Origin of the sequence: Pelomicrobium sp. G1 (genome assembly GCF_051905455.1) — a bacterium.
GTDB lineage: Bacteria > Pseudomonadota > Gammaproteobacteria > Burkholderiales > UBA6910 > Pelomicrobium.
Map to the genome: position 1 here is coordinate 1 of NZ_JBQACR010000088.1, position 528 is coordinate 528.

Sequence of the window (528 nt, forward strand, 5' to 3'; positions counted from 1 at the left end):
GGCTGGTTCCGTGCGATCGGGCTCGACGAAGAAGCCTTCCGCCGTCACGTCTACATGGCCGCCGTGTGCCGCTGCTTTCCCGGGAAAAATCCAGGTGGCGGCGACCGGCTTCCCGACCGGCAGGAGGTGGAAAATTGCACGACCTGGCTCGCCGCGGAGTTCCAGCTCCTGCGGCCGCGACTGGTGATTCCGACCGGCCGGCTCGCCACTGGCCTGTTCCTGCCGGTGAACAAGCTGGATGCGGTGGTGGGACGGCTCTACAAGGTGCGGCTCTTCGGCTTCGAAACCGACGTACTACCCCTCCCCCATCCATCGGGCGCCTCTGCCTGGCACCGCACCGAGCCAGGCCGCACACTGCTCCAAAATGCCCTCGCCCGGATCGCTGCCCACCCCGCCTGGGTGGAGGTGTGCGCCAAAGCGGCGCTCGTCCCTTGAAGTGCTCCGACAGCGGGCGCCAACCTGTTATTTACCGGGAGTCTAGGCCCGAGCAGTCCTGCCTATCAGGAACAAGGCAAGCTATCATAACAC

The 528-nt window shown here is 65.5% G+C and carries 1 protein-coding gene; it reads left to right on the top strand.

What is annotated here, in order from left to right:
• Positions 1-435, top strand: a 435-nt coding sequence (locus tag ACTFO6_RS17590; RefSeq protein WP_439935719.1) for a uracil-DNA glycosylase family protein, incomplete at its 5' end; no start/stop codon positions are given.
• Positions 436-528: the final 93 nt, after the last annotated feature.